This is a genomic window from Janthinobacterium sp. GW823-FHT06H09 (assembly GCF_058794735.1).
In genome coordinates this window covers 17,956-39,736 of sequence record NZ_JBXAHC010000016.1, presented here as the reverse complement: position 1 = coordinate 39,736, position 21,781 = coordinate 17,956, and the positions used below count along the sequence as shown (strand labels likewise).

General features: G+C 62.0%; 17 protein-coding genes and 1 pseudogene. 14 read left to right on the top strand and 4 right to left on the bottom strand.

Annotated features, from left to right (window positions below; genetic code table 11):
- Positions 1–173: 173 nt before the first annotated feature.
- Together hemE and AC1Q6X_RS23395 are read left to right on the top strand one after the other, a co-directional pair.
- On the top strand, positions 174–1,259 hold the full coding sequence (gene hemE, locus AC1Q6X_RS23400; protein WP_070312001.1) for a uroporphyrinogen decarboxylase: 1,086 nt from the start codon (positions 174–176) through the stop codon (positions 1,257–1,259).
- An 842-nt stretch (positions 1,260–2,101) separates the two neighbouring features.
- Entirely contained in the window at positions 2,102–4,153 is a 2,052-nt protein-coding gene (locus AC1Q6X_RS23395) for a primosomal protein N' (protein WP_492498550.1), read from the top strand.
- Position 4,154: 1 nt separating this feature from the next.
- On the opposite strand, the gene AC1Q6X_RS23390 is transcribed toward AC1Q6X_RS23395, so the two are convergent.
- Positions 4,155–5,045 carry an ArgP/LysG family DNA-binding transcriptional regulator gene (locus AC1Q6X_RS23390; protein WP_070290284.1) on the bottom strand — a complete coding sequence of 297 codons (891 nt, stop codon included), beginning with the start codon at positions 5,043–5,045 and terminating at the stop codon, positions 4,155–4,157.
- 131 nt (positions 5,046–5,176) lie between these two features.
- Between AC1Q6X_RS23390 and AC1Q6X_RS23385 the strand changes: the two genes are divergently transcribed.
- Both AC1Q6X_RS23385 and AC1Q6X_RS23380 read left to right on the top strand, forming a co-directional pair.
- Positions 5,177–6,625: a dihydrolipoyl dehydrogenase gene (locus tag AC1Q6X_RS23385; RefSeq protein ID WP_492498549.1), complete on the top strand. Its 1,449-nt coding sequence runs from the start codon at positions 5,177–5,179 to the stop codon at positions 6,623–6,625.
- 164 nt (positions 6,626–6,789) lie between these two features.
- The gene (locus AC1Q6X_RS23380; protein ID WP_492498548.1) at positions 6,790–7,911 is read left to right on the top strand and encodes an HD-GYP domain-containing protein; all 1,122 of its coding nucleotides are present in this window, start codon (positions 6,790–6,792) and stop codon (positions 7,909–7,911) included.
- A 9-nt stretch (positions 7,912–7,920) separates the two neighbouring features.
- On the opposite strand, the gene AC1Q6X_RS23375 is transcribed toward AC1Q6X_RS23380, so the two are convergent.
- Positions 7,921–8,406: an SRPBCC family protein gene (locus AC1Q6X_RS23375; protein ID WP_070219615.1), complete on the bottom strand. Its 486-nt coding sequence runs from the start codon at positions 8,404–8,406 to the stop codon at positions 7,921–7,923.
- Between the two features lie 209 nt (positions 8,407–8,615).
- Between AC1Q6X_RS23375 and AC1Q6X_RS23370 the strand changes: the two genes are divergently transcribed.
- Positions 8,616–10,676, top strand: a complete 2,061-nt coding sequence (locus AC1Q6X_RS23370; protein ID WP_070219613.1) for a UvrD-helicase domain-containing protein — start codon at positions 8,616–8,618, stop codon at positions 10,674–10,676.
- Between the two features lie 7 nt (positions 10,677–10,683).
- Here AC1Q6X_RS23370 and AC1Q6X_RS23365 read toward each other — a convergent pair whose 3' ends face one another.
- Both AC1Q6X_RS23365 and AC1Q6X_RS23360 read right to left on the bottom strand, forming a co-directional pair.
- A complete protein-coding gene (locus AC1Q6X_RS23365) occupies positions 10,684–11,040 on the bottom strand; it encodes an addiction module antidote protein (protein WP_070290278.1) in 357 nt (118 codons plus the stop codon).
- The gene (locus tag AC1Q6X_RS23360; RefSeq protein ID WP_070290276.1) at positions 11,037–11,423 is read right to left on the bottom strand and encodes a type II toxin-antitoxin system RelE/ParE family toxin; all 387 of its coding nucleotides are present in this window, start codon (positions 11,421–11,423) and stop codon (positions 11,037–11,039) included. Before AC1Q6X_RS23360 ends, AC1Q6X_RS23365 begins: the two co-directional genes overlap by 4 nt.
- A 159-nt stretch (positions 11,424–11,582) precedes the next feature.
- Between AC1Q6X_RS23360 and AC1Q6X_RS23355 the strand changes: the two genes are divergently transcribed.
- From AC1Q6X_RS23355 to AC1Q6X_RS23315, 9 genes and pseudogenes are all read left to right on the top strand, one after another.
- Entirely contained in the window at positions 11,583–11,801 is a 219-nt protein-coding gene (locus AC1Q6X_RS23355; protein WP_070290273.1) for a SlyX family protein, read from the top strand.
- A 154-nt stretch (positions 11,802–11,955) separates the two neighbouring features.
- On the top strand, positions 11,956–14,112 hold the full coding sequence (locus tag AC1Q6X_RS23350) for a M3 family metallopeptidase (RefSeq protein ID WP_492498547.1): 2,157 nt from the start codon (positions 11,956–11,958) through the stop codon (positions 14,110–14,112).
- 227 nt (positions 14,113–14,339) lie between these two features.
- Positions 14,340–16,484: a M3 family metallopeptidase gene (locus tag AC1Q6X_RS23345; protein WP_492498546.1), complete on the top strand. Its 2,145-nt coding sequence runs from the start codon at positions 14,340–14,342 to the stop codon at positions 16,482–16,484.
- Between the two features lie 109 nt (positions 16,485–16,593).
- The gene (locus AC1Q6X_RS23340) at positions 16,594–16,806 is read left to right on the top strand and encodes a VF530 family protein (RefSeq protein WP_070219603.1); all 213 of its coding nucleotides are present in this window, start codon (positions 16,594–16,596) and stop codon (positions 16,804–16,806) included.
- A gap of 11 nt (positions 16,807–16,817) precedes the next feature.
- Positions 16,818–17,096 (top strand): DUF4404 family protein, encoded by a 279-nt coding sequence (locus AC1Q6X_RS23335; protein ID WP_034753883.1) that lies wholly within the window; start codon positions 16,818–16,820, stop codon positions 17,094–17,096.
- Positions 17,097–17,333: 237 nt separating this feature from the next.
- Positions 17,334–19,595 (top strand): YgiQ family radical SAM protein, encoded by a 2,262-nt coding sequence (locus tag AC1Q6X_RS23330; protein ID WP_070290369.1) that lies wholly within the window; start codon positions 17,334–17,336, stop codon positions 19,593–19,595.
- Between the two features lie 281 nt (positions 19,596–19,876).
- Positions 19,877–19,984, top strand: a pseudogene (locus tag AC1Q6X_RS23325) (zinc-ribbon domain-containing protein); the annotation flags it as partial.
- Between the two features lie 177 nt (positions 19,985–20,161).
- On the top strand, positions 20,162–20,956 hold the full coding sequence (locus AC1Q6X_RS23320) for a hypothetical protein (RefSeq protein WP_492498583.1): 795 nt from the start codon (positions 20,162–20,164) through the stop codon (positions 20,954–20,956).
- 48 nt (positions 20,957–21,004) lie between these two features.
- Complete coding sequence (locus AC1Q6X_RS23315) at positions 21,005–21,730, top strand: hypothetical protein (RefSeq protein WP_070219459.1); 726 nt, start codon at positions 21,005–21,007, stop codon at positions 21,728–21,730.
- Positions 21,731–21,781 lie beyond the last annotated feature (51 nt).

Sequence of the window (21,781 nt, the reverse complement as noted above, 5' to 3'; positions counted from 1 at the left end):
AGGGGCCTCCAGGCGGCGTCAGGCAGCGCGGCGGCGTTCATCATCATAATGGAAGGGCAGGCACAACGAAAGTCATCGCTGTGCGTGGCAAATGCTGCAAAGCGGCACCGGAATCAATGAAATGGCGGCGATTGGATGCGATAATACCGCTTCTCCAAGCTCGATTGCCTGCCATGCCACAATTTGCTCCGCTCCAGAATGACACTTTCCTGCGCGCCCTGCTGCGCCAGCCGACCGAGCACACTCCTGTCTGGCTGATGCGCCAGGCGGGCCGCTACCTGCCCGAATACCGCGCCACGCGCGAGCGGGCCGGCTCCTTCCTGGGCCTGGCGAAGAATCCCGATTACGCAACGGAAGTGACCTTGCAGCCCCTGGAGCGTTTCCCGCTCGACGCGGCCATTTTGTTTTCGGACATCCTGACGGTGCCGGACGCCATGGGCCTGGGCCTGTATTTCGCCGATGGCGAAGGGCCGAAGTTCGAGCGCCCGCTGCGCACGGAGCAGGACGTGAAGGCCTTGCAAGTGCCGGACCTGGCATCGCTCGACTATGTGTTCAAGGCCGTCACGCAAATCCGCACGGAACTCAATGGCCGCGTGCCGCTGATCGGTTTTTCCGGCAGCCCGTGGACCCTGGCGTGCTACATGGTGGAAGGCGGCGGCTCGAAAGAGTTCCATACCATCAAGAAGATGCTGTACAACCGCCCCGACCTGATGCACCACATCCTGGCGATCAACGCCACGTCCGTGGCGCAGTACCTGAATGCGCAGATCGATGCCGGCGCGCAAGCCGTGATGATCTTCGATTCCTGGGGCGGTGCGCTGGCTGACGGCGCCTACCAGGAATTCTCGCTGGCCTACATGCAGCAAGTGGTGGCGCAGCTGAAACGCGACAAGGATGGCGTCAAGATTCCCGCCATCGTGTTTACCAAGGGCGGCGGCCAGTGGATCGAGCAGATCGCCGACATCGGCGCCGATGCCGTGGGCCTGGACTGGACCGTCAACCTGACGCGCGCGCGCCAGCTGGTGGGCCATAAAGTGGGCTTGCAGGGCAACCTCGACCCCGCCATCCTGTTCGCCAGCCCCGAGCAGATCCGCGCCGAAGTGGCGAAAGTGCTCAACGCCTTCGGCGCGCCATCGGCTGGTACGGGCCACGTGTTCAACCTGGGTCATGGCATTTCCCAGTTCACGCCGCCGGAATCCGTGGCAGCGATGGTGGAAGCCGTGCACAGCATGAGCCGCGCCATGCGCAGCGGCCAGTAAGTCGTCATTTTCCCCTGGCGCAGGGGCAGAAAAGGCAGGCTTTCCAACGGAAGCCTGCCTTTTTCTTTGCTGCGCCTTAGCAAGACATACCGACTTATGCACAATTTTTTTTGCTGCGGAAATAAGAGGCAGTGTCAAAGCCATGCCCGGGGGCGATTTGCAAGTGATTGATTATTAAGGAATAAAAAATTCATTGACTAGCGGACTTTGTTGCTATTGATAAGGTTATTCTTTCGTTCGCTTGCCTTATTCCTTCATTGTCCACAAAGTTATCAACAGATTCTGTGGATAAAATTGAAAAGTATTTTGTTAACCGATACTTAGCGCCGATGTTCAGGTTTCACCTGAAGTGCATGTTGCAGCGCATGATAATCGAACAATGTTTCGCCGTCCGTCAGGTAAAAACGAACGCTTGCCCGGTAATTGTCAATTTTGCTGCATGCCGTCCGCGTTTTTGCCGATCGGACGCCTCAAAATGGTGCCGATTTCTGTATAAATACATTACAAATGGCTCAGTTATGCACAGCGGCGGAAATGCCCTGTGGATTTGTGACCGCCCGGGCATCAATTTTTAAGCCATTGATTTTAAATGATTAATTTTTCTTGCGTGCCGCTCTTGACGGCAGTCGAAATTTTATGTCCACATTTTTCTGAAAGTTAATTTTGCTTTGTCCACAAAGTTATCCACAGAATTTTCTTCAGGCACGAGAGCACGCCGTCCCGTCCGTCGTTAGGCGTTTGACGGATGAAACAAGTATCATGGCCCGCTGGCTTGATGCCGGACATCCCGCCGCGCCATCGCCCCTGCGGCGCGTTTTTTTATTGAGATAGGCCCTACCCCCATGTCGCAGTGCATTTTGACGTCGTGCATCCTGAAAATCGCGCTCGACACGCCCTTGAACGCCTTGTTCGACTACCGCTGGACAGCGGCGGCGGATACGGGCGCTGCCGTGCCGCTGCCGCAAGTGGGGCAGCTGGCGCTGGTGCCATTCGGCCGGCGCGAAGTGATGGGGCTGATCGTCGGCGTGTCCGACAGCACCGATGTGCCCGCCGCGAAATTGAAGGACGTGCTGGCCGTGCGCAGCCAGCTGGCGCCGCTGTCGGAACAGTGGCTGGCGCTGGCCGCCTTCGCCGCCGATTACTACCAGCGCCCGCTCGGTGAAGTGGCCTTGCCGGGTTTACCGAAGAATTTGCGCGTGCTCACCACCGTGGCGCTCGACCGCGCCATCAAGAAGCTGGGCAAGCTGGCCGATGCGCATGACGGCACGCCGCTGAACATGCCGGCGCTCAATGCCGCCCAGCAAGAGGCGGCGGACGCCATCGGCGGCGCGCAGGGTTTCAAGCCGACCCTGCTTTACGGCGTGACGGGCAGCGGCAAGACGGAAGTGTATCTGCAGGCGTGCGCCCAGGTGCTGGCGCGCGAGGACGATGCACAAATCCTGATTTTAGTGCCGGAAATCAACCTGACGCCCCAGCTGGAAGGCAATATCCGCGCGCGCTTTCCCGGCGTCATGCTGGCCACTTTGCATAGCAGCCTGTCCGAAGGCGAGCGCATGCTGCACTGGCTGGCCGCGCACCAGGGCCAGGCGCGCATCGTGCTCGGCACGCGCTTGGCCATCCTGGCGTCCTTGCCGAAACTCAAACTGATCGTCATCGACGAAGAGCACGATCCTTCCTACAAGCAGCAGGAAGGCTTGCGTTATTCCGCGCGCGATCTGGCCGTGTGGCGCGCCTGGCAATTGCAGATTCCCATCGTGCTCGGTTCGGCCACGCCCTCGCTGGAAAGCTGGCACCACGCGCAGACGGGGCGCTACCGCAAGCTGGAATTGCGCGAGCGGGCCGTCAAAAATGCGGTCTTGCCGCGCGTCAAGATCCTCGACATGGAGCGCGACAAGCCGAAAGACGGCCTGACCTCGCATCTGGTCGCCGCATTAAAACTGCGCATGGAGCGCGGGGAGCAGTCGCTGCTGTTCCTGAACCGGCGCGGCTATTCGCCCGTGATCTGCTGCGAATCGTGCGGCTGGATCAGCAATTGCACGCGCTGCACTTCGTTCATGGTGCTGCACAAGCCCGAACACCGCTTGCGTTGCCACCATTGCAGCCTGGAATTGCGCATTCCCCGCCATTGCCCCACGTGCGGCAACATCGACTTGCAGCCGCTGGGACGGGGCACGCAACGCGTGGAAGAGGGCTTGCAGCAATTGTTTCCAGAGGCGCGCATTTTGCGCATCGACGCCGATTCCACGCGCAAGAAGGGCAGTGCGCAGGAAGCGTTCGACACCGTGCACCGGGGCGAAGTCGATATCCTGATCGGCACGCAGATGGTGGCCAAGGGCCACGATTTCAAAAAGCTGACCCTGGTCGGCATCCTGAACCCGGACACGGCCCTGTTTTCGCAGGATTACCGGGCCAGCGAACGGCTGTTCGCGCAATTGATGCAGGTGGCGGGCCGCGCCGGGCGGGCTGCGCAGACGGAAGGCGGCAGCGTGTCCGAAGTGCTGATCCAGACGCGCTATGCGCGCCATCCGCTGTACGACGCCGTCGTCAACCACGATTACGACCACTTCGCCACGACCCTGCTGGAAGAGCGGGCCCAGGCGGCGCTGCCGCCGTATCTGTTCCAGGCCCTGCTGCGCGCGGAAGCCCCCGAGCTGGCCACGGCCATCGAATTCCTGCAGGCGGCCAAGGAATGCATGGAACATCCGCAGGTGACCATCAATGACCCGATTCCCATGAGCATGACGCGCGTCTACAACGTGGACCGCGCCCAGCTGCTGCTGGAATCGCCCTCGCGGCCCGCGCTGCAGGCGTTCCTGAAGGAATGGCTGATGGAATTGCGCGCCATGAAGACGCGCGTGAAATGGTCGCTGGAAGTGGACCCGCTCGATATTTAAATTACTGCAGGTAATCGCGCGCCGATTTGACGATCTGTTCCGACAACAGCTTGGTAAACGGCGTGTCCAGGGTCCACGCGTGCCAGCTCAGCGGCACGTCCAGGGTGCTGCCCGGCAGCAGATCGACGAGCCTGTCCGTCGCCAGCGCCTGCGCGGCCAGGCGCTGCGGCATCAGGCCGTAGGCCAGGCCATCGAGCACGCAGGCGCGGCGCGCCGCTTCGACCGGCAAGGTGTGGTGCGGAAACGGTTCGCGCATGCTCAATTGTTCAGCGAGGAAACGCGCCAGCAAGCCGTGCTGGCCCACGACGGCCGGCGCCAGTTGCACGGCCTCGGCAATAAAACCATCGCCGAACCAGTGGCCCGCAAACACGGGTGTGGCCACGCAGACATAGCGCAAGGTGCCCAGCGGCGTGACGCTGGTGGCGGCCGCCGCGTCGAGCGCTGTGCCGGACTCGGCCGCCACGCAGCCGAACACGGAGCCGTCGCGCACCATCTGCAGGGCGCTGTCGCTGTCGGCCAGGCGCACGTCGAGCTGGCAGCGGGGCGGCGCCAGCAGGGCGGATAAAGTGTCGGGGAACCAGGTGGCCAGGCTGTCGGCATCGATGGCGATGGCGATTTCCGGCATGCTGACGCTGTTGCCCAGGTCGATGTCGAGCGATGCTTCCATCAGCTTGACGTTGCGGTGATGCACGATCAATCGCTGGCCCAGGCCCGTCGGCACGGCTGGCTGGCCACGGATGATCAGCAAGCGCCCGCTGGCGTCTTCCAGCGCCTTGATACGCTGCGAGACGGCCGACTGGGTGATGCCCAGCGCCAAGGCGGCCTTGTCGAAACTGCCATGGCTGGCCACGGCGTCCAGCACGGCCAGCGCGCGATAATCGAGTGATCCCATTAGCTCAGCTTATAAATTTTAGAATTGATTAGTTATACTAATACACATATTGCAGCAAAGTAAAACCTTATTTTCGGCAAACGGGTAGTATCGAACGCTGTGAGCAATCTGACGCGGAGATAAGTAGCACGATGAAAACGATACAAGTGGATGTGGCCGTGATCGGCAGCGGCACGGCCGGCATGACGGCGCACAAGGCCGCGCGCATGCAGGGCAAGCGCGTGCTGATGATCGAAAGCGGGCCGTACGGCACGACGTGCGCGCGCGTGGGCTGCATGCCCAGCAAGCTCCTGATCGCGGCGGCCGAGGCGGCCCATGCCGTGGCCGCCGCGCCCGCTTTTGGCGTGCATCCGGGCCCCGTGCGCATCGACGGCCGGCAAGTGATGGCCAGGGTGCGCAGCGAGCGCGACCGTTTTGTCGGCTTCGTGCTCGACGGCGTCAACGCCATCCCCGAGGAAGAAAAACTGCGCGGCCACGCCCGCTTCATTGCGCCGGGCAAGCTGCAGGTCGACGAACATACGCTTGTCGAAGCGGCCAGCGTGGTGATCGCCACCGGTTCCACGCCCATCGTGCCGCCCGAGTGGCAGGCGGCGGGCGAGCGCGTCATCAACAGCGACGCCGTGTTCGAATGGACGGACTTGCCAAAGTCAGTCGCCGTGGTCGGCAGCGGCGTCATCGGTCTGGAACTGGGCCAGGCGCTGGCGCGGCTGGGCGTGCGCGTGACGGTGTTTGCGCGCGGTAATAAAGTCGCGCAGCTGACGGACCCGCTGGTGCTGCGGGAGGCCGATGCCGTGCTGGCGCGCGAACTCGATATCCGTTTCATGACCCAGGTCGCGCACATGGCAACAACGCCGGACGGCGGCGGTATCGCGCTCACCAGCCGCGATGATGCGGGTCAGGAAAAAACCGAGCAGTTCGAGTACGTGCTGGCCGCCATCGGCCGCCGTCCGAACGTGGACAAGATCGGCCTGGACACGGCGCAAATCGAGCTCGACCGCCACGGCATCCCCCTGCATGATCCGCACACCATGCAGTGCGGCAACAGCGCCATCTTCATCGCGGGCGATGCCGACAACGCCTTGCCGCTGCTGCCCGAAGCGGCCGACGAGGGCCGCATCGCGGGTGACAACGCGGCGCGCTTTCCCGACGTCAAACCGGGCTTGCGCCGCACGCCCCTGGCGATCGCTTTCACGGAGCCGCAGATCGCCACCGTGGGCGCCACCTACCAGCAATTGTGCGTCAGTCACGCGGGCCGCTTTGCAGTCGGTGCCGTGTCGTTCGGCAACCAGGGCCGCAGCCGCGTCATGCTGCAAAACCAGGGCATCTTGCGCGTGTATGCGGAATTCGGCAGCAAGCGCTTTCTCGGCGCCGAGCTGATCGGCCCACGGGCGGAACACCTGGGCCACTTGCTGGCCTGGGCATGCCAGGCGCAGCTGACGGTGCCCGCCATGCTCGACATGCCGTTTTACCACCCCGTCATCGAGGAAGGCGTGCGCACGGCCTTGCGCGAACTGGCGCTGCACCTGGAAAAAGACCCGGAACACGCGCCGGGCTGCGCCGACTGCTCGCCTGGCGTCTGATGCAATTTTGATATTTATACAATTTTGTAGACAAGCGCACATGATTGCGCGATCATCGCTGCCACATTGAAATATTGATTAAAAGCAAAAAACATTTCAATTGGCACATGCCGCTGATGCCAGGATGGTAAAAACAAGCGGGTGCAGGCGATGATGGAGACGATGTGAAAATTCGGCGCATTTACGCGGGAGAACTCGCCCTGGGCGTGGCCCTGCCCTGGGACGTGCATGGCGAAACGGGCGGCTTGCTGGCCAGGCTGGGCCATGTCATCAGCAGCGAAAACCAGATCGCATTGCTGCTGGCGCGCGGCGTCATCGCCGATACCAGCGCCGACGTGCCGCGCACGGCCACGGAAGCGCCATCGGCCCTGCGCATGCTGAACCTCGTCACGGCGGGCCTGGCCCTCGTCTTGCCGGTCATCGCCGCCGGGCAGGCGGGCAGCCACCTGTCCCTGGCGCCGCTGGCGCAACTGGTGGAAGAGGCCGTTGTTCTGGATGCCGACGTGGCGCTGGCCTGCATCCTGCACAACCAGGGCGCGGGCGACTTTGCCGTGCGCCACAGCGTCGACACGGCCGTCATCACGGCCCTGCTGGCGCGCGCCCTGAAACTCGACGACGCCGTCGTGCGCAGCGTGCTGCTGGCCGCGCTGAGCATGAATGTGGGCATGCTGGAACGCCATGCGGATTTCCAGCACAAGGCGGGCCCGCTGGACGCACAGGAACGCGCCTATTTGCGCGCCCATCCGCAAGCCGGTGTCGACTTGCTGCGCGCGGCCGGCGTCACGGATGCCGTCTGGCTGCAGGCCGTGCTGCAGCACCATGAAAATATCGATGGCAGCGGCTATCCGCTGGGCACGCAAGGCGAGGCGATCGGCATCGGCGCCCGGCTGATCATGCTGGCCGACCGCTATTGCGCGCGCGTCTCGAAGCGCAGCTACCGCCAGCCTTTGCTGCCGAACGTGGCCTTGCGTGAAATGTTGATGGCCGACAAGGCCACCCTGGATGCGCCGCTGGCGTCCCTGCTGGTGCGCGAGCTGGGCATCTACCCGGTCGGCACTTTCGTCAAATTACTCAATGGGGAAATCGGCGTCGTCACGCGCAAGGGCTTGAATGCCACCACGCCCCACGTGCAGTCGCTGGTCGGCCCCCGCGGCGCGCGCCTGGACGTGCCGCTGCGGCGCGACACGCGCGTGGACTTGCACGCCATCCGCGAAGTGCTCAGCGCGGAGCAGGCGGGACTGCAATTTCGCCCCGACCAGTTATGGGGCCGCAGCGCACGAATTTAGCGTGGGAGCTTAATTCAGCAGACCTGCATCGAGCCGTCCCTCGAGCGCCAGCTCGCGCATGATGCGCACCGTGTCGATGTCGGACTCCTTGTAGGCCGAGCGGCGGAAGTCGTCGTACAGGGCGTTGGCCGCATCGGTGGCCGCGTCGTGGCCGTCGTCGTACTGGAAGCGCACCCACAGGCTCGCTTCGTCGGGCATCTCGATGGTCATGACCAATGAAGAGGCGCTGATATCCTGTTGCGCCGGCACTTCGTAACGCACCTGCAGTTGCGGCACCAGCACCACCTTGTCGTTGATGACCAGTTCGCCATAGCGCAGGCTGCGCGCGAAACCGGCGTCGCAGCGCTCGCTGATCCGGCACTCATCGAGGTGCGGCACGAACAGCTTCGGCGACTCGGCGCGCAAGACGAGGCCGCGCCACACTTGTTCCAGGGTCAAGGTGTCGATCAGCGGATTCAACGGATCATTGATTTCAATCAGGTGTTCAAATTTCATGGGACTGCCATTCGGTAAGTGGGCGCGCACGGGCGATATAGGCGGAATGGTACTCCAGGCGTGGCATCGCCGCACGCATTGCATCGGCCAAGATGGCGGCATATGGCGATATATCAATGCCATTGCCTGTTTTTCGGGCATGCTCCGCCATGCAAATAGGCTGCGCGACGCTGTTACAATGGGCTGCTGTTCCCTGCGGAAATACCCTGATGTCCAAAGCACCACAGTTCGGTCTGAATGCGCCCCAAAGCGAAGCGGTTACCTACCTCGACGGCCCCTGCCTGGTGCTGGCGGGCGCCGGTTCGGGCAAGACGCGCGTGATCACGCAAAAGATCGCCCATCTGATCGAAGACCGGGGGTATGACCCGCGCACCATTGCCGCACTGACCTTCACCAACAAGGCGGCGCTGGAAATGCAGGAACGCATCGCCAAATTATTGAAACAGCCGCGCCAGGCCAAGCAGTTGACCGTGTCGACCTTTCACTCGCTGGGCGTGAAAATCCTGCGCCAGGAAGCCAATGGCGTGGGATTGAAGGACCGCTTTTCCATCATGGACAGCGACGACTGTTTTTCCTTGGTGCAAGACCTCGCCATTACCACCGATAAACAGGTGATCCGCGGCATCCAGAATGCCATGTCGCTGTGGAAAAATGGCCTGATCGATCCGGACATGGCGCTGGCGCAAGCCAAGGATGAAGATGAAGCCAACGCGGCGCGCATCTACCGCAGCTATGTGGCCACGCTCTCCGCCTACCAGGCCGTCGATTTCGACGATCTGATCCGCCTGCCCGTGGAATTGTTCCGCAACAACGGCCCCGTGCGCGACAAGTGGCAGCGCCGTTTGCGCTACCTGCTGGTCGATGAATACCAGGATACGAATACGTGCCAGTACGAACTGGTCAAACTGATGGTGACGGGCATCGGCAAGAAGCCGATGTTTACGGCCGTGGGCGACGACGACCAGGCGATCTATGCGTGGCGCGGCGCCACGGTGGAAAATTTAAAAACGCTGGAAACAGATTTCCCCGATTTGAGGGTGATCAAGCTCGAGCAGAATTACCGCTCCACCATGCGCGTGCTCAATGCGGCCAATGCCGTCATCGGCAACAACCCGAAACTGTTTGAAAAGTCGCTGTGGTCGGAACACGGCCTGGGCGAGCCGATCAAGGTGCTGGGCATGCAGACGGATGAGCAGGAGGCGGAGCAGGTCGCCATCATGATCTCGGCCGATCATTTCGAGCGCAAGAACAAATTTTCCGACTACGCGATTCTGTACCGGGGCAACCACCAGGCGCGGATCATCGAACAATGTCTGCGCAAGGAGCGCATCCCGTACACGATCTCGGGCGGCCAGAGCTTCTTCGACAAGGCCGAGATCAAGGACATCATCAGCTACCTGCGTTTGCTGGCGAACGAAGACGACGACCCGGCCTTCATTCGCGCCGTGACGACGCCGCGCCGTGGCGTGGGGCAGTCGACCCTGGAAGTGCTGGGCGCGTTCTCGGGGCAGTGGCAGTGCTCGCTGTTCCAGGCCGTGTTCAAGGGCGGCATCGAGGCCAAGCTGACGGACCGCCAACTGGGGCCGCTGCGCGACTTCTGCAACTTCATCAACGACCTCGAATCGCGCGCCAGCCGTCCCGGCGCTGCCGGCAGCGGCGACAACGCGGCCGAAGTGCTGGACGACATGATGAAGGAAATCCACTACGAATCGTATCTGTATGACGCCTTCGAGGAACGGCAAGCGCAAAGCAAGTGGCAGAACGTGCTCGAATTCGTCAACTGGCTCAAGGAACGGGGCAGGGGCGGCAAGGACCGCGACGGCGAAGAAAAGAACGTGCTGGAACTGACGCAGATGGTGGCCCTGATGACCATGCTCGAGGGCAAGGACGAAGAGCAGGACGCCGTGCGCATGTCCACCTTGCACGCGTCGAAAGGGCTGGAGTTTCCGCACGTATTTCTCGTTGGCGTGGAAGAGGGGATCTTGCCGCACAAGGGCGATCCTGACGCGCCGGCCGAAACCATCGCCGCGCGTATCCAGGAAGAGCGGCGGCTGATGTATGTGGGCATCACGCGCGCGCAGCGCACCTTGCACGTCACCTGGTGCAAGAAGCGCAAGCGGGCGGGCGAGCAAGTCCATTGCGACCCGTCGCGCTTCATCAAGGAAATGCAACTCGACGTGGGCGATGCCGTGCCGACGGAGGCGGAAGTGATTTCGCCCAAGGAAAGATTGGCGCGCATGAAGGCCTTGCTGGCCGCGCCGAAGGCTTAAGCAGCGTTCACGCTTCCACGGTGCTGTCGGGCGTGGTTTTGGGCACGATGGCCAGCTGCATGCCCAGCGCATCGAGCATCTTCAAAATGGTTTCAAAGCGCGGCTTGCTGCCTTCGCGCAAGGCTTTATATGCGCCTTCGCGCGTGATGTCGGCCCGGGCCGCCACCTTGCCCATGCCGTACGCGCGCACCACGTCGTTCATGGCCGACTGGAACAGTTCGGCGTTACCGGTGGCGACGATTTCGCTCATGTAGGCGGCCACGGCGGCCTTGCTGGTCAGGTGTTGGGTTGGGTCAAATTTGCTAAGGCCTAAGGCTTCCAGGTCGTCGAGGTCGAAGGTGTCATGGTCGATATGGTGGTTCATTTCTTTCGTGCTCCTGTCGATGGGCTTGCCGCCGCTTTCCGGATGGCTGCCTGCCGGGCTTTCAAGTCCTTGAGTATCGCTTGCGCCTGTTTGATGTCGCGCTGCTGGCTCGATTTGTTGCCACCCAGCAGTAGCAAGATCAGGGTGCCCCGATTCGTTTCGTGAAAGTACACGCGCCAGCCGGGTCCCGTCTGTAAAAAACGCAGCTCGCACACGCCTTCGCCCACTGGCCGCCAGTCGCCCTTTTTACCGTGCTGCAAATGCTTGATGCGTGCATCGATGGCGGCGGCCGCCACATCGTGCAGGGAGTCTTCCCAGCGCCGGTATTCGGCCGTCTTGCGCGTATCGATCAGTACTGGTTCGGGTCGCGTTGGTGTGTTCATTGTAATCGTTTGTTCTCATTCGTCAAGCGGCTTGAGCCCATCCAGGAAGAATAAACAGAAATCGGGGCCCGTCCGGCGGCGAATGGACGCAGTTTGTCCTGGCGCACGCCGCTGCGGCGGTAGAATGCCCCCTTTCAGTCAGGAATCACCGAGAGCACCATGGACAATGCAGAACAGATGGAAACACGTTTCGTCGATATCGAAATCAAGCTGGCGCAGCAGGAAGATCTGGTCGAGTCGCTGAACCAGATGGTGTACCAGCAGGGCAAGCGCATCGACCAGCTGGAAGCGATGCTGCACAAGCTGGGCGAGCATGTGCGCGACGGGGCGCAGCAGGCGAATGGCGGGCTGGTCAACGAACGTCCGCCGCATTATTAAATCGGCATCGTAGTGCGGGGCGCATGAAAACCGTTCATCACTGGCAGGCGCGCTACCACCGGTAGTTGCTGGTGACGCAAGTGTGTCAGGCTGTTATTATTTCAGGCTGGCCCGCGACACAATCGCGGCTCTCTTGCGTTCCTTGAAAGAAGACATGACCCGTCCTACAATGCTCGTCATCGCCGCCAGCCTGATGCTGGCGCCAGCCGCCGCCGCTTTTGCCGCCACCGCCGCTACCACCGTGCCCGCCGCTACCGCCGCCTTGCCCGCCTCGAACCCGTTTGCGCAAGCGAGCAGCCTGCCCTTTAACTATCCGCCGTTCGACAAGGTGCAGGACGCCGACTACGCGCCCGCCTTTACGGCAGGCATGGCCGCCAACCTGGCGGAAATCAACGCGATTGCGAATAACAAGAAAGCGGCCACGTTCGACAACACCATCGTGGCCATGGAACGCTCGGGCCAACTGCTGAGCCGCGTGCGCACCGTGTTTTCCGTGATGTCCGGTTCCAACACGAATGACACGATCCAGGGCCTGGAACGCGAACTGGCGCCGAAGATGGCGGCCCACAGCGACGCGATCATGCTCAACGACAAGCTCTTCCAGCGCATCGACACCCTGTACGCCAAGCGCGACAAGCTGGGTCTGGATGCGGAATCGAAACGCCTGCTGGAACGCTACTACACTGATTTTGTACGTGCCGGCGCCAAGCTGTCGGCGGCGGACAAGGAAAAGCTGCGCGCCTACAACGGCCAGCTGGCTGCCCTGTCGACCAAGTTCGCGCAAAATGTACTGAAGGAATTGAACGCTTCGGCCGTCGTCGTCGATACGCGCGAAGAACTCGACGGCCTGTCGCCGGCCGCCATCGAAGTGGCCGCCGGCCTGGCCAAGAAGCGCGGCCTCGATGGCAAATACGTGATCGCCCTCGTCAACACGACGGGCCAGGCGCCGCTGTCGCTGCTGACCAACCGCGCCGTGCGCGAACGCATCATGGCGGCATCGCAAGCGCGCGGCAGCCGTGGCGGCGAGTTCGACAACACCGAGGAAGTGCTGGCACTGGCAAAGCTGCGCGCCGAACGTGCCGCGCTGATGGGCTACCCGAACTACGCGGCCTACTCGCTGGAAGACCAGACGGCGCACGACACCACCGCCGTCAACGCCCTGCTGGGCGAGTTGGCGAAGCCGGCCGTTGTCAACGCGCGCCGCGAAGCGGACGATATCCAGAAGGTCATCGATGCGGGCAAAGGCGGCTTCAAGGTGGGCGCCGCCGACTGGGCCTTCTACAGCGACAAGGTGCGCGCCGAACGCTACAACTTCGATGAGACGCAGTTGAAACCGTACTTTGAAATGCACAGCGTGCTGACCAAGGGCGTGTTCTTTGCCGCCGGCAAGTTGTACGGCCTCACTTTCAAGCAGCGCACCGACTTGCCCGTCTACACGTCCGACATGCTGGTCTACGACGTCTTCAATGAAGACGGTACGCAACTGGCCATCTTTACGCTCGACCCTTACGCGCGCAGCAACAAGCGCGGCGGCGCCTGGGCGAATGCCTATGTGGGCCAGTCGACCTTGCTGAACCGTAAGCCGGTGATCGCGAACAATCTCAACATTCCGAAACCGGAAGCGGGCCAGCCGACCCTGATGACGTTTGACGAAGTCAACACCATGTTCCACGAATTCGGCCATGCGCTGCACGGCATGTTTTCGAACGTGAAATACCCGCGCTTCGCCGGCACCAGCGTGCCGCGCGACTTCGTCGAATACCCGTCGCAAGTCAATGAAATGTGGGCGCTGTGGCCGGAAGTGCTGCAAAACTACGCCAAGCACTACCAGACGGGCGCGGCCATTCCGGCCGAACTGCTGGCGAAAGTGACGGCGGCCGACAATTTCAACCAGGGCTATAAAACCACGGAATACCTGGCGTCGGCCCTGCTGGACCAGCGCTGGCACCAGCTGACCCCGGCACAGATCCCCACCGACGTGCTGGCGTTTGAAAAAACCGCCTTGACGGAAGCGGGCGTCGATTTCGCCCCGGCGCCGCCGCGCTACCGCACCACGTATTTCTCGCACGCGTTCGCGGGCGGCTATTCGGCCGGTTACTACGCGTATCTGTGGTCGGAAAAGCTCGATGCCGACACGGTCGAGTGGTTCAAGGAAAACGGCGGCCTGACGCGCAAGAACGGCGACTGGTTCCGCAATAAACTGCTATCGCGCGGCGGCAGCGCCGACGCGCTCGACATCTACCGCAACTTCCGCGGCCGCGATGCGAAGATCGAGCCGCTGCTGGAACGCCGTGGCTTGAACGGCAAGTAATCGGGTGATTCCGGCGTCAAGGCCGGGTCAATGAAAAAATGGCTGCCAAGCAATTGGCGGCCATTTTTATTTGGGGATTTTGCCTGTAAACCGTGGTAAACCGCGCATTTGGCGTGCTGCACCACAGGATCGCCCATGTTGGATGACGCCTGTGTGACAGGCTGCTATGATCTGCCACTGGCCCGCGACGCGATCGCGGTTCTTCCCCGCGCTTCCTGAAAGATGTCATGATCCGTCCACAACTGCTCGTCATCGCCGCCAGCGTCATGCTGGCCCACGCCGCCCCATCCGCCATGGCCGCCGCCGCTGCACCTGCCGCCGCCGTCAGCGCCCAGAATCCCCTGCTCAAAGTGAGCCCGCTGCCGTTCCAGATGCCGCAGTTCGGCCTGATCAAGGATGGTCACTATGCGCCGGCGTTTGCCGAAGGCATGAAACGCCAGCTGGCCGAAGTCAATGCGATTGCCAGCAACCGCCAGCCGGCCACGTTCGAGAACACCATCGTGGCCCTCGAGCGCACGGGACAGCTGCTGCACCGCGTGCAGAGCATCTTCAGCAACATGACCTCGACCAACACGAACAGCGTGCTGGAAGCGGTGGAAGTGGACGTGTCGCCGAAACTGGCCGCGCATGGCGATGCCATCACGCTGAACCCGAAACTGTTCGCCCGCATCGACACCCTGTACGCCAAGCGCGACAAGCTGGGCCTCGATGCCGAATCCCTGCGCCTGCTCGAACGCTATCACACGGATTTCGTGCGCGCCGGCGCCAAGCTGTCCGATGCGGACAAGGAAAAACTGAAAGCCTATAACGCCGAGCAGGCGGGCCTGGAAACGGCCTTCGCGCAAAACGTGCTGAAGGAAACGAATGCCAAGAGCATCGTCGTCGACACCCGTGCCGAGCTGGCCGGCATGACGGACAGCGATATCGATACGGCCGCCACGGCCGCCAAGGAACGGGGCTTGACGGGCAAGTTCGTCATCGCCCTCGTCAACACCAGCGGCCAGCCGCCGCTGGCCGTATTGACGGATCGCAAGACACGCCAGCGCCTGATGGATGCCTCGCTGAACCGCGGCAGCCAGGGCGGCGAGTTCGACAACCGCGCCATCGTGCTGAAACTGGCCAAACTGCGCGCCGAACGGGCGACCTTGCTTGGTTACGCCAACTACGCCGCGTATGCGCTGGAAGACCAGACGGCCAAGACCACGACGGCCGTCAACACCCTGCTGTCGGAACTGGCGAAACCGGCCGTCGCGAATGCGCGCCGCGAAGCGGCCGACCTGCAGCAAGTGGTCGATGCGGAAAAGGGCGGTTTCCAGGTGGCAGCGGCCGACTGGGCCATCTACACGGACAAGCTGCGCAAGCAGCGTTTCAATTTCGATGAAAACGAGCTGAAACCGTATTTGGAATTGAACAGCGTGCTGAACAACGGCGTCTTCTTTGCCGCCAATAAGTTGTACGGCATCAGCTTCAAGGAGCGGAAGGACTTGCCGGTATACAACCCGGACGTGCGCGTCTACGACGTTTTGGATGCTAACGGCAAGCCGCTGGCCCTGTTCATCGCCGACTTCTATGCGCGCGGCAACAAGCATGGCGGCGCGTGGATGAATGAATATGTGTCGCAATCATCGCTGATGGGCACGCATCCCGTCGTCGCCAACCAGTTGAATATTCCGAAGCCGCCCGCCGGCCAGCCGACCTTATTGACGTTTGATGAAGTGACGACCATGTTCCACGAATTCGGCCATGCGCTGCACGGCATGTTTTCGAACGTGAAATACCCGCGCTTTGCCGGCACCAGCGTACCGAGCGACTTCGTCGAGTATCCATCGCAAGTCAATGAAATGTGGGCCGTCTGGCCGGAAGTGCTGCAAAACTACGCCAAGCACTACCAGAGCGGCGCGGCCATGCCGCAGGAATTGCTCGACAAGGTCACGGCGGCGAAGAAATTCAACCAGGGTTTCATGACGACGGAATACCTGTCGGCGGCCTTGCTGGACCAGCGCTGGCACCAGCTGGCGCCAAGCCAGATCCCGACGGACGTGCTGGCCTTTGAAGCGGCATCGTTGAAAGACGCGGGTGTCGACTACGCGCCCGTGCCGCCGCGCTACCGCACCAGCTACTTCTCGCACAGCTTCTCGGGCGGCTACTCGGCAGCGTATTACGCCTACCTGTGGTCGGAAAAGCTGGACGCGGAATCGGTCAACTGGTTCAAGGAAAACGGCGGCTTGACGCGCAAGAACGGCGACTGGTTCCGCAGCAAATTGCTGTCGCGCGGCGGCAGCGTCGATGCGCTGCAGCTGTTCCGTGACTTCCGCGGCCGCGACGCCACCGTGGAACCATTGCTGGAACGCCGGGGCTTGAACGCCAAGTAAGACGTCTTCATCAGAAGCTTGCGTTGCGTTGACCTGGCGCACGCAAGCTTTCCGTGCCGGCGGCGTAGAATTGAGTAAGATGTAAACAAGAAGGCAGTTGAAAGAGTATATGAGTCAGCAAGATTTGAATGGCATTACCCTGGAAGGTATCGTGACGCGCCTGCATGCCCACTACGGCTGGGATGGCTTGGCCAAGCACATCGATATCAATTGCTTCATCAGCGATCCCAGCATCAAGTCGAGCCTGAAGTTTTTGCGCAAGACCCCGTGGGCCAGGAGCAAGGTGGAACAATTGTTCCTGGACACGCAATTTACTGACTGACAGGAAAAAACATGGATAGCAAACTCAAGGAATCGCTGCAACAGCTGCATTCGACACTGGAAACCAGCGGTCCCGTCGATGAAGAACTGCATGGTTTGCTGCAAAAACTCGATGTCGACATCAAGTTGCTGATGGAAAAGCGCGCCGCGCAGGAGCAGGAAGAAGAGTCGACCACGTATGGATTGGCCGAGCGCAGCCAGGAATTGTCGGCCAAGTTTGCCGTCAAGCATCCGAAACTGGAGCCGGCTTTGCGCGAACTTGGCGAGATTCTTGCCAATATGGGTATTTAATTTAACCCTAAAGCAGCATCTGGGGTCAGACCCGGCGGGTCTGACCCCAAGGGCCCGTTTCTCCCAAGTAATTGAAAAATAAACGTTTTTTGTACTGAAATCCAACAGTAAAAAGCAGGCCGTCAGGTTGGAAATAGCCAATTCCGGTACAATCCGTACCCTATGAGCTCCCCTACCAATTTATTTGCGACCGTTCCCAAGCGGTCTGCCCGCGCTGCCGTGGCGCCTTTCCTGCCGATGTCGCGTGCCGAGATGGACGCGCTGGGCTGGGACCAGTGCGACGTCATCCTCGTCACGGGCGACGCCTACATCGACCATCCGAGTTTCGGCATGGCCCTGGTCGGCCGCCTGCTCGAAGCGCAGGGTTATCGCGTCGGCATCATCAGCCAGCCCGACTGGCTGTCGGCCGACGCCTTCCGCATCCTCGGCAAGCCGCGCCTGTACTACGGCATTACCGCCGGCAACATGGATTCCATGGTCAACCAGTACACGGCCGACCGCAAGATCCGCTCCGACGACGCCTACACGGCCAATGCCGAACCGAATAAACGCCCGGACCGCGCCGTCACCGTGTACGCCCAGCGCGCGCGCGAAGCGTATTCCGACGTGCCCATCGTCATCGGCAGCATCGAGGCGTCGCTGCGCCGCATCGCCCATTACGATTACTGGTCGGACAAGGTCCGCCGTTCCGTCTTGCCCGATTCCAAGGCCGATTTGCTGATTTTCGGCAATGCCGAGCGGGCGCTGGTCGACCTGACGCACCGCCTGGCCGCCGGCGAACACATCAAGGATATCCGCGACTTGCGCGGCACGGCCTTCATGGTGCCGGCCGGCTGGCTGCCCGGCGACGACTGGGGCGTGCACAATTCCACCCGCGTCGACGTGCCGGGCAAGATCGACCCGCATTACAGCCCCTACGAAATGGTGCAGGAAGACAAGACTGCTTGCGCCACGGAAAATGCGTCGAAATCGGCCGAAGTGATCAAGCCCATCCGCATCATGAGCCGCGAAGAGCGCCTGGCCATGGCCAAGGAAAAGCACGACAAGACCGTCGTGCGCCTGCCCGCGTACGATGTCGTCAAGGATGACCCCGTCATGTATGCGCACGCCTCGCGCGTGTTCCACCTGGAGTCGAATCCCGGCAATGCGCGCGCCATGGTGCAGGCGCACGGCGAGCGCGACGTGTGGCTCAACCCGCCGCCGCTGCCGCTGGCCATGGACGAGATGGATGGCGTGTACGACATGAACTACGCGCGCGCCCCGCACCCGAGCTATGGCAAGGCGCACATCCCCGCCTGGGAAATGATCCGCTTTTCCGTCAACATCATGCGCGGCTGCTTCGGCGGCTGCACCTTCTGCTCGATCACGGAGCATGAAGGCCGCATCATCCAGAGCCGTTCGGAACCGTCGATCCTGCGCGAGATTGAACATATCCGCGATAAAACCAAAGGCTTTACGGGCACCATTTCCGATATGGGTGGCCCCACGGCGAATATGTACCGCCTGGCCTGCAAGGAAAAAGAGATCGAAGTGTCGTGCCGCCGCCTGTCCTGCGTGTACCCGTCCATCTGCGTGAACCTGGGCACGGACCACAGCAAGCTCATTTCCCTGTACCGCAAGGCGCGCGCCATTCCCGGCATCAAGAAAGTGCTGATCAGTTCGGGCTTGCGCTACGACCTGGCCGTGCGTTCGCCCGAGTACGTGAAGGAACTGGTCACGCACCATGTGGGCGGCCTGTTGAAGATCGCCCCTGAGCACACGGAAGAGGGCACCTTGTCGAAGATGATGAAGCCCGGCATCGGCGCCTACGACGAGTTCAAGGAAATGTTCGACCGTTTTTCGCTGGAAGCGGGCAAGAAGCAATACCTGATCCCGTATTTCATCGCCGCCCATCCGGGCACGACGGACCTGGACATGCTGAACCTGGCCCTGTGGCTGAAGAAAAACAATTTCAAATTGGACCAGGTACAGACCTTCATGCCCACGCCGATGGCCATGGCGACCACCATGTACCACACGCGCAAGAATCCGCTGCGCAAGGTGACAGCCGACTCGGAAGTGGTGGAAACGGCGCGCAGCGGCAAGATCCGCCGCACCCATAAAGCGTTCCTGCGCTACCAGGACCCGGCCAACTGGCCGATCTTGCGCGAAGCGCTGGTCAACATGGGCCGTGGCGACTTGATCGGCAATGGCGACAAGCACTTGATACCGGCCTGGACGTCGTCGGAATCGGGCGGCCTGGCCGCAGGCGAACGCAGCCGCCAGACGCATGGCGCCGGCACGCCGGACAAGTTCAAGGTCACGCCGGGCAAGAACCGCATCGCCCTGGGCGGCACGGCAGCGGCGCCCAAAGCGTCGGCCGCCGAGTCGAAAGTGCGTCCATCGATTCTGTCGACCATCAAGACGAAGGCCAAGCCGGCCGCCGTGCCGATGGGCCGTGGCAGCAAGCCGCCAGCCAAGGGCGGCCATGCCGCGCCGGCACGGGGTGGACGCAAGTAGATAGTCTTCGGCCCTCGGGCATCCTCTGAAAAACCCGGCAACGCGTACTGCGTTGCCGGGTTTTTTGCTATGGGCGCACCAAGATGGGGCGGCAAACCGCCGCGGCGGCGGATTTTTACCAATATTTAAAAATTGAATAGAGCAAAAGGCAATTTTCCCTTGTGGCAACTTGGTGTTTGAAAATATACTCGTTGGATATTTAGCCGTACGGCAACAATGCTGCCTTTCTGGCAAGCGCCAGCGTACGCGACTCCCAGCGTTGATATGAAAAGAGATGCCAATTGAAATGCCTTTCCTGCCAAGCCGAGAATAAGCCGGGCGCCAAATTCTGTTCTTCCTGCGGCACGACGTTTGCCGCCGCCACGACCGCCGCCGCTGCCGTGCCGGGCAAATCCTGTGGCCAGTGCGGCCATGATTGCAAGCCCGATGCCAAGTTCTGCCCCAAATGCGCGTTCAGCTTTGCCGTGGCGCCAGTGCTGCCGCCAGAACCTGTTGCGGCACCTGTGCCGGCGCCGATTCCTGAACCAGTGAGTGTGGTCGTTCCTGAGCCCGCTCCAGTGGCAGAAATGGTCACGCAAGCTGTTCCGGAACCCGTTCCCGTCTTCATCCCGGAGCCGGTCGCGCCACCGCCGCCACCGCCACCGCCCGTGCTGGAAAAGCGCCGTGCCGATCCTCCACCTGCACCCGCACCCGCACCCGCACCCGCACCCGCACCCGCACCCGCACCCGCACCCGCACCAGCGCCAGCTCCCGTGGCCGACACGCCAAGTGACAGCCCAGCGGCGGGCAGCCGCATGAAACTGATCGCTGCAGCCGTCGCCGCAGTAGTACTGCTGGGCGGTGCGGGCGCTTACTATTTTCTCTCAAGCAAGCCGGCAGCGCCGGCGCCGGAAGCTGTTCCAGTCTTGCCCGCGCAGGTGGAACCTGCGCCTGCCGCCGAGCAGCCGCTGGCCATCAGCGACCCGGCGCTCGACGGCGCGACGGCGGCCGAGCCTGCCGTTGCGCCTGCTGCGCCCGCCCCGGCATCTGTCGCCGCGCCCGCCCCCGAGCCGGTGCCCGCACCCGCACCCGCCCCGGCCCCGGCTGTGGAAAAACCGGCTCCCGTCGCGGAAAAACCGGCCAAACCGGTCAAGGTGATACCGCCAGCGGCGCCTGTCAAACAGACTAGCGGCCTGGAAAGCGTGATCACGGACAGCCTGTCGGAAGCGAGCCACTGCATGAGCCAGCGCAAGTACGACTGCGCCATTGCCAATGCGAATGCCGTGTTGCGCATGGACACGGGCAACCGCCATGCGCTCGACATCAAGCGCAAGGCGAAGGAAGCGCAAGACAAGGCGCTGTCGCAAATCCAGATCGAGTAAGCCGCGCGGCTTGCTTTCCCCCTATTTTTGATCCTTCCGGAGAATAACGTGAAAAACTTGAAACAAATTGCCAAGCCCATGGTGGCGCTGCTGGTCGTGTCTTCGATGCTGGCCGGTTGCGCCGCGCCAGGCGGTCCTGGCGCCACGGGCAATACCACCACCGCCGGCACGGAAGCGGGCAGCGGCGAATGCAATACGGCCATGCTGGCCGGCATCGGCGCCGTCGTGGGCGGCTTGCTGGGCGGCGGCAACAATACCGTGCGCGGCGCGGCACTGGGCGCCAGCCTGGGCGCACTCGCCTGCGTGGCCCTGAATTATCAAAGCCAGCAAGTCAAGACGTCGCAGCAGGTACAGGCCGACTACAAGGTGGCCAACAAGGGCAAGCTGCCCGAGCAGTCGACGCTGGTGAAGTACGAGACGGGCTTTACGCCATCGTCCGTGCGTCCGGGCCAGAAGGCGCAGACCAATTCGTATATCGAAGTGGCGGCCGGCACGCGCGATCCGAACCCGCTGGTGGAAGAGGAATTGAGCCTGTACAAGCCCAATGGCGACTTGATCAAAACCGTGCGCAAGGTAGTCAGCAGCAATAACGGCAGCGGCGCCTACAAGGGCGGCTTCTCGATTCCCATGCCTGAAGGCGTGCCGCAGGGCATTTACCCGGTACGCACGGCCCTGTACCTGAATAGCAAGCGCGTCGGCGGCCAGGACGTCAAGCTGCAGATCGTCCAGCGCCAGGCGCCTGCGTCCGACCTGCAACTGGCCCGCGCTTACTGACACTGATTGCCACGGGGCGGCCATGCCGGCCGTTCCGTTCCCGATTTACCC